The 8,392-nt window shown below is 41.2% G+C and carries 9 protein-coding genes; all 9 read left to right on the top strand.

Features of this window, described 5'->3' with window-relative positions:
• The first annotated feature begins 212 nt into the window (after positions 1-212).
• Positions 213-437, top strand: a complete 225-nt coding sequence (locus WMO25_RS11170; protein WP_349085380.1) for a hypothetical protein — start codon at positions 213-215, stop codon at positions 435-437.
• 23 nt (positions 438-460) lie between these two features.
• Positions 461-820 (top strand): HIRAN domain-containing protein, encoded by a 360-nt coding sequence (locus WMO25_RS11165; protein WP_349085379.1) that lies wholly within the window; start codon positions 461-463, stop codon positions 818-820.
• Between the two features lie 570 nt (positions 821-1,390).
• Positions 1,391-1,996 (top strand): DUF1294 domain-containing protein, encoded by a 606-nt coding sequence (locus tag WMO25_RS11160; protein WP_215691108.1) that lies wholly within the window; start codon positions 1,391-1,393, stop codon positions 1,994-1,996.
• Positions 1,996-3,582, top strand: a complete 1,587-nt coding sequence (locus WMO25_RS11155; protein ID WP_349085378.1) for an AAA family ATPase — start codon at positions 1,996-1,998, stop codon at positions 3,580-3,582. Before WMO25_RS11160 ends, WMO25_RS11155 begins: the two co-directional genes overlap by 1 nt.
• A gap of 58 nt (positions 3,583-3,640) precedes the next feature.
• Positions 3,641-4,351 carry a DNA/RNA nuclease SfsA gene (sfsA, locus tag WMO25_RS11150; RefSeq protein WP_349085377.1) on the top strand — a complete coding sequence of 237 codons (711 nt, stop codon included), beginning with the start codon at positions 3,641-3,643 and terminating at the stop codon, positions 4,349-4,351.
• A gap of 40 nt (positions 4,352-4,391) precedes the next feature.
• A complete protein-coding gene (locus tag WMO25_RS11145) occupies positions 4,392-4,721 on the top strand; it encodes a helix-turn-helix domain-containing protein (protein ID WP_015512843.1) in 330 nt (109 codons plus the stop codon).
• A gap of 80 nt (positions 4,722-4,801) precedes the next feature.
• Positions 4,802-5,638, top strand: coding sequence for an AIM24 family protein (locus WMO25_RS11140; RefSeq protein WP_227081832.1), 837 nt, complete (start codon positions 4,802-4,804; stop codon positions 5,636-5,638).
• A 65-nt stretch (positions 5,639-5,703) separates the two neighbouring features.
• The gene (locus tag WMO25_RS11135; RefSeq protein WP_349085382.1) at positions 5,704-6,699 is read left to right on the top strand and encodes a helix-turn-helix transcriptional regulator; all 996 of its coding nucleotides are present in this window, start codon (positions 5,704-5,706) and stop codon (positions 6,697-6,699) included.
• 286 nt (positions 6,700-6,985) lie between these two features.
• Positions 6,986-8,392: aminotransferase class I/II-fold pyridoxal phosphate-dependent enzyme (locus WMO25_RS11130; RefSeq protein ID WP_349085376.1), on the top strand; the 1,407-nt coding region annotated here is incomplete at its 3' end.

The following is an 8,392-nucleotide window of genomic DNA, read 5'->3' as shown; positions in this document are numbered from 1 at the left end:
ACTTGGCTCAGTAGAGCCATTGAGCAAGAAGCCCCCACTTCAAAATCTGTGATTTAAGTGGTGGGAGCATGTCACAACTGGCATAGAGATAGGTGTATAGAAAATAAATACCAGCTGGAGATGGCTGGTATTTTTATACCCCATCTAGTGACGTATACTCTAATTAATGAAAGACGAAAAACAACCTATTTAGAGAAACGGAGGATGAGTTTATGTTAATGCTAACAGCAGTAGTCTTATTTTTGGTGTTGTCATTTGCAGCAGCTTGTAGAGGAGATTTTTCAGGATTTGGTATGATTGCAGAAGGTATCCTTTATATTGCAGGGATTTTATTAATGTGCTGGTTGTTTACGCAGCCTGTCTTATTAGGAATTCTTATTGTTATTGGCATTGTCATTGCTTTTGCGAGTTACAGAAATAAAAAGGAAATAGAATAACCGTGGGAAAGGAGAAGATTAAAATGGCAAAGATTTATTTCACATTAACAGGGACGAGGCATTATTACGGATCAGATTTTTTAAAAAGCGACATGAAGATTCAGTTGGAAAAAGAGCCGGATAATAAATATGATCCTGAGGCTATTCAAGTGAAACTTAAAGGTATGGGGAAGATAGGTTATGTTGCCAACAGTCCGTATACAATGATTGGAGAAAGCATGAGTGCCGGAAGAATCTACGACAAGATTGACGATCAGGCCAATGCGAAAGTTGTGATGGTAACTACGAATGGAACATTATGTAAGCTGAGCAAGAAAAGCCTGGTGAGTTATACAGTGAATGAGAAGGGAGAGAAAGAAGAAGAGGAGTTATCCTTTGTATAAGCAGCGGGCCATTACAAATGATTGAAAAGTCGTTTGTAATGGTCATTTTGTAAGAATAAAGGCCCTATTTGCCTAATTCTTATGGTATACTAATGCTATAGTGTATATTGAGTTTAAGAAGAACCGGATAACATGAGATTGTCAGAAAATCAGAATATGATGTCATTCCGTGCCTGGTGCTGACGAAGGCAGATGATTTGTATCGACATGTACCATTGGGAGAGTCAGATGCATTGCTTCCGGTTTGTTCAGGAAATATGCTGTTTAATTTGTTTGATGAGTATATGGATTTTTGGATGAATAGTCATAGAGAGATGGCAATTAAAAAGCGCACAAATTGCTGAAAATTAGTTTACGTGACAGAGGGTTGTTTTGTACGTACAATTAAATTATAATAAAGTTACAAGGTTTCTCTAAAAAAGAGGAATCGTTATTATCATGCGTAGCTTGACATGAATACATTATTGAGGACGGATATAAACTTAACGGGAATGTATATTATAAATTTATTGTGGATAACAAGTACAAGGTAAAATTCTCAACCCATTGACAAAACGAGGTATTATATTGATGAATTTGAATATATTTGACCGATACTTACTTATCATTAATATCATTGCTTTGGTGATTTACGGTATCAAGGTTTTAGTCTATAAGCATCAGACAAGAGACTGGTTTGAGAAACTCTGCATGTTCATAGTCTTACTTGGCGGTTCGGCAGGAATTTTGCTCATGATTATTCTTTTTGACAGAAAAGCAGTCAAAGAGAATATGATGTCAAGGGTGTTTACACTTTGCATGTTGGTTATTCAGGCTATTCTATTGCTGATAGTGAAAGGCTATCATGGGGATCAGATTCATATTGATTTCTGGGATTATTTGATGCAGCATAGAATTTTGCTGATCTATCTAGCAGTAGTGAATATACTGACAATCATTGTATTTGGTGTGGATAAGATGAATGCGAAGTCCAATAGGCAGAGAGTGCGAATTGTGACATTGCTGGGATTGGCATTTATCGGTGGTTCGGTAGGTGCGTTGATTGGCATGTATGGATTTCACCATAAGACGAAGAAAGCTTATTTTACAGTTGGGGTGCCGTTGATTTTGCTGATGCAGGTTGTTGTATTGTTTTATGTAATGAATATGGGAATATTTTTTGGGGAGGTGTCATAATGGGAAGATTTGTTAATCCGGATAACAGTGCCTTTCAGGCAGCACTGAATTCCAGAATTTATGTAGACAAAACGGGATTGATTGCATGTATGAATAATATATTGGATTCGACAGATGCATATATTTGCAACAGCCGTCCACGTCGGTTTGGAAAATCATATGCTGCAAATATGCTTGCAGCGTATTATAGTAAAGGTGCATCATCAGAAGAGATGTTTTCAAAATTGGATATAGGTAAAACACCAGATTTTAAAAGGCATCTGAATAAGTATGATGTTATCCATATTGATATTCAGTGGTTTTTGACGAATTGCGACGATAAGGATAAACTTGTTGGGTATATTACAAAAATAGTATTGGATGAGTTGAAAGATGTTTATCCTGATATTTTGCCTTCAGAGGTGTTATCCTTACCGGATGCTCTTTCACGTGTAAGAAATAAAACAGGGCAGAAATTTGTCATTATTATTGATGAATGGGATGTGTTGATTCGAGATGAAGCAGCGAATAAGAAAGTACAGGATGACTATATTCGGTTTCTTAGAAGTATGTTTAAAGGAATAGAGCCAACAAAGTATATTCAGTTGGCATATCTTACAGGTATTTTGCCAATTAAGAAGGAACGAACACAATCTGCACTGAATAATTTTCGTGAGTATTCAATGTTGAATGCAGGACCGTTGGCTTCTTATATTGGTTTTACAGAAAATGAAGTAAAAGAACTTTGCAGAGTGTACAATAAAGACTTTACGGAAGTGAAACGTTGGTATGATGGCTATCAGTTGGGGGCATATCAGGTTTATAATCCTAATGCAGTCGTAAATACGATGATCGATGGAAATTTTCAAAGCTACTGGTCAGCAACCGCTTCATATGATTCAATTGTACCATTGATCAATATGGATTTTGATGGATTAAGGACATCTATTATTGAAATGTTGTCGGGGGCATCGGTTGATGTGGATGTTGCCTCATTTCAAAATGACATATCGAATATTGTAAATAAAGACGATGTCCTCACATACTTGATTCACATGGGGTATTTGGCATATTCTGCGGACTCCAAAATGGCATTTGTACCGAATGAAGAAATACGGCAGGAGCTGCTTCGGGCAACAAGAAGAAAACAATGGAATGAGTTGATGGTTTTTCAGTGGGAATCGGAACGGTTATTGGACGCAACTTTAGATATGGATGGAACATCAGTTGCTGAACAGATAGAAAAGATACATGAAGAGTATGTTTCAGCGATTCAATATAATAATGAAAATTCGCTCAGCAGTGTATTGGCAGTTGCTTATCTCAGTGCAATGCAATATTATTTTAAGCCAGTGAGAGAATTGCCTACGGGCAGAGGATTTGCAGATTTTGTATTTATTCCCAAACCGGAATATAAGAATGATTATCCGGCACTTATTGTAGAATTGAAGTGGAATAAGAGTGCCAAGAGTGCTTTACAGCAGATAAAGGACAAGAAGTATCCAAATGCTATTAGAAATTATACAGGGGCAATTTTGCTTGTAGGAATTAATTATAATAAGGAGAATAAAAAACATGAGTGTATGATAGAAAAGATGCACATTTGATTTTAAAAGGATACAAATTGTTGTATTGTTTTATGTGATGAATATGGGAATGTAACTTATGAAATATACAAATGTAACGGAAGGCGAATTCGTTGTCCGCAATAATCGTTTTACAGCGGAAGTGCTGATTGGGGGAGTACAGGAAACGGTTCATGTGAAAAACACGGGACGTATGAAGGAACTGCTATTTCCCGGAGCCAGGGTAACGCTGACTTGTTCAGATAATCCGAATAGAAAAACAAAATATGATTTGATCAGTGTGTATAAAGAATCTTTGGGGTGGGTGAATATTGACAGTCAGGCCCCGAATAAAGTCGTTGGTGAGTGGCTGGCAGGGAGAGATTACACTTTTATTAAGCCGGAATATAAATACGGTGATTCCCGCCTGGATTTTTATATGGAGAAGCAGGATGAGAAATATCTGATGGAAGTAAAGGGATGTACACTGGAAATTGACGGTATCGGATATTTCCCGGATGCACCCAGTGAACGGGCAGTCCGGCATTTGCATGAACTGATGCATGCCGTGAAACAGGGGTATCACTGTATACTGGCCTTCGTGATCGCCATGCCAGGGGTGATGGTTGTACGACCGAACATGACAACGCATCCGGCATTTGGACAGGCATTATCAGAAGCGATGGCGGCCGGTGTGGAGGTGTGGTATCTGCCGTGTGAGATAACAGCAGACAGCATACAAATCAAGGGCAGAAAACGAAAATATTACACGGTTCAGGATGGACTTTACCCACATATGGTGATACAATAGAAGCGTGTTTTGGGATGGAGATGAATGAGGAGATATACATATGCAGCCAATATATTTATCAATCCAACAGGAAGAGACCGGTGCACAGATTCGGAAGCTGATGATGAAGAATGGCTACACCGTCAGAGATGTCCAGGGGGCTATGGGATTTGAGAATCCTCAGGCTGTTTACAAATGGATATCCGGCAAGTCTTTGCCGAGTCTCGACAATTTTCTTATATTAAGTCGATTACTGCATGCCAGTATCGAAGATATCCTCGTCGTTGACGGGGATATTGTTATGTCAGCACTTTTTGAGACCATAGAGGACGCCGTTAGTGAATCCGGTGAATTAGCATATGTTATTTCACTGCTAAAAGGGTTTTACTGACGGCGTCTTTAGATTATAATAGAACCATAGAGCGGTCGTGAATGAAGAAAAGCAGTAGGCCGTAATAAGGGGGACTTTTTATGCGAATTGAAAATTTACAGAATGACAACAGAAAATTTATCAAATCCATCGGCAATTTTCATGTGTTGGAGTATATACAGGATGCCAGCGTATCACCGATGAATGCCATGAATGAATATTTTATGAGCAAGATGAATGTGAGAAGAAGACAGGTTGTCATTGATATTGACAAGAATCATTCAGCCATTATCCAGGCAGGAGCAATGCAGTGGATGGGTGGTCATGTTGAGGCAACGTCCGGCGTCAAGGGAATCGGCGATTTGTTCGGAAAGGCCATCAAAGGGGCCGTGACAAAGGAAACAGCCGTGAAGCCTGAATATGTGGGAGAAGGCTGTCTGGTGCTGGAACCGACGTATAAGTATATTATTCTGGTGGATATGGCAAAATGGGGTGCAACAGGCATGACCATAGAGGACGGCATGTTTCTTGCTTGTGATGCCAATGTGAAGAATAAAGTGGTTGCAAGAAAGAATATCTCATCCGCAGTTCTCGGCGGTGAAGGCCTGTTTAATCTCAGTCTTCAGGGAGATGGTGTGGCTGCACTTGAGAGCAATGTGCCGGAGGAAGAGTTGATCGAAGTTGTTCTGGAAAATGATGAGCTGAAAATTGACGGCAATCTGGCAGTCTGCTGGTCATCGAATCTTGATTTTACAGTGGAGAGAACAACAAAGACGCTGGTTGGCTCGGCTGTCAGCGGCGAAGGCCTTGTGAATGTTTACAGAGGAACAGGCAGGGTCCTGATGTGTCCGGTTGCACCGACATCATCACTTTTTGAGGCAGCGAATACCATGAGTGCAAAGGCAGCAGCCAAGAACAGCAACACATTTGGCAAATAAGCAGACAGTGTGCGTTTGCAGGGCGGCGATTGCCTATGATCAGCAGAAGATGGGAGAAACTACATATGCCAAAGGGAACGAACCAGAAGTTCAAGTTATACAGACTTGCGCAGATTATGATGAAGAAAACGGATGAAGAGCATTATATCACCATGCCGGAGATCAAGGAGACCCTTGCAGAGTATGATATTACGGCAGACAGAAAGAGTCTTTACAATGACCTGAGGGATTTGGAGATACTGGGCATAGAGGTGGAAGGGGAACAGGATGGCAATCGTTATCGCTATCATGTGGTCAACAGACCCTTTGAATTGCCGGAACTTAAACTTCTGGTGGATGCCATTCAGTCTTCCAAGTTCATCACGGAGAAGAAATCTAACAGTCTGATCAAGAAGCTGGAAACAATGGTCAGTGAGTATGATGCCCAGAAATTGCAGCGTCAGGTCTATGTATCCGGAAGAATCAAGGCCATGAATGAGAGTATTTACTACACCGTGGATGCCATTCATAATGCGATTTCGGAGAACAAGAAGATTCGGTTTCAGTATTTTCAGTGGAATGTGAAGAAGGAACCCCAACTGCGTCATGGCGGGGCCTGGTATCATATCAGTCCCTGGGGATTATCCTGGGATGATGAGAACTATTATCTGGTGGGATTTGATTCTGAGGCAGGTCTGATCAAGCATTTCAGAGTTGACAAGATGCTGAGGATCGCGCTTTCCAATGAGACCCGGGAGGGCAGAGAACATTTTAAGAAACTGGATATGGCTGATTATGCCAGAAAAAGTTTCGGCATGTTTGGTGGTGAAGAGGAAACGGTGAAGCTGCAGGTGAGCAATGGCCTGGCAGGCGTTATCATTGACCGCTTCGGCAAAGATGTTATGATGATTCCTGTGGATGAGGATCATTTCAACGTCAGTGTGGATGTCCGTGTCAGCAGGCAGTTTCTGGGCTGGGTATTTTCACTGGGTGAAAGTGTCAGGATTTTGGGACCGGAAGCTGTGGTTGATCAGATGAAGGCTGAGACACAGCGCCTGATAGGACAGTATGATATAAAATAATAATGCAGTATGCTATAACACAATAATAAAGCAGTAAGCACAGTTAAAAATGTAATATTGCGTCTTGTCATTTGAAAATCTTCATGTTATACTATACACAACATGAAGCGAAGATTGTTTTCATGCAAATATTTGCTGGTAGGAGTACCAACGATAGGCTCTGGAAATATTTTTCGTAGATATGAGAGTGAATAGACAGGGTATAGCATATAGCACTAAGAATATGAATAAGACATGAAAGACAGGTGAGTTTTGCCTGTCTTTTTTTGTGTTATGGAGTGATGAAATGAACAGAAATAAACAGATGCATGCACCGGTGTATGAAGCATTGGAGCGCTTAAAGCGAAGAAGAGTAGTCCCTTTTGATGTGCCGGGACATAAAAGGGGAAGAGGAAATCCGGAATTGGTGGAACTTCTGGGAGAGAAATGTGTCAGCCTGGACGTCAATTCCATGAAGCCGTTGGATAATCTCTGTCATCCGGTATCAGTGATCAAGGAAGCAGAAGAACTTGCAGCAGAGGCTTTTCGTGCCGCCCATGCTTTTTTTATGGTTGGCGGAACAACATCTTCTGTGCAAAGCATGGTACTTTCCTGTTGCAAGGCCGGCGACAAAATTATTTTGCCCAGAAACGTGCATAAGAGTGTGATCAATGCTCTGGTGTTATGTGGTGCGATTCCGGTTTATGTGAATCCGGAAGTGGATAATAAGTTGGGAATATCCCTCGGGATGCAGGTTGCTGAAGTGGAGAAAGCAATCAAAGAGAATCCGGAAGCTGTCGCAGTACTGGTGAACAATCCGACTTATTATGGGATTTGCTCGGATTTGCGTACAATTGTTCAAGTGGCTCATGCACATAAGATGCTTGTATTGGTGGATGAGGCCCACGGTACGCATTTATATTTTGGAGAGAATCTGCCGGTCTGTGCCATGGACGCCGGAGCGGATATGGCATCTGTTTCCATGCATAAATCCGGCGGCAGTCTGACGCAGAGTTCTTTGCTGTTGACAGGAAAGAATGTTAATTGGGAGTATGTCAGTCAGATTATCAATCTGACTCAGACAACCAGTGCTTCCTATTTGCTGATTTCAAGCCTTGATATTTCCAGGAGAAATCTGGCTCTCCGGGGAAAGGAATCTTTTGAGAAAGTAAGCCGTATGGCAGAATATGCCAGAGAAGAGATTAATTCCATCGGTGGATTTTATGCCTATGGCAAGGATATGATTAATGGCGGCAGCATTTATGATTTTGATGTGACGAAGCTGTCAGTGTATACAAGAGATATTGGACTGGCCGGTATTGAAGTTTATGATCTTTTACGAGATGAATATGATATCCAGATTGAATTGGGTGACATTGCCAATATTCTGGCGTATATCTCGATTGGTGACAGAATACAGGACATTGAGCGGCTGGTGGGGGCTTTAGCGGACATCAAGCGCCTTTATGCGAAGAATCCGGAGCAGATGCCAAATGCGGAGTATATCAAGCCGACAGTTTGCGTATCACCGCAAACCGCTTTTTACGGCGAGAAGAAATCCGTGCCGATCCGTGAAACAGAAGGAATGATCTTCAGTGAGTTTGTTATGTGCTATCCGCCGGGAATTCCGATTCTGGCGCCGGGGGAAATGATTACCCGGGAGATTATTGATTATATTATTTATGCAAAAGAAAAAGGCTGTTCCATGCAGGGC

The sequence above is a fragment of the Coprococcus intestinihominis genome, assembly GCF_040096555.1.
GTDB classification, from domain to species: domain Bacteria; phylum Bacillota; class Clostridia; order Lachnospirales; family Lachnospiraceae; genus Coprococcus_A; species Coprococcus_A intestinihominis.
This window is presented reverse-complemented; position numbering and strand designations above follow the sequence as displayed.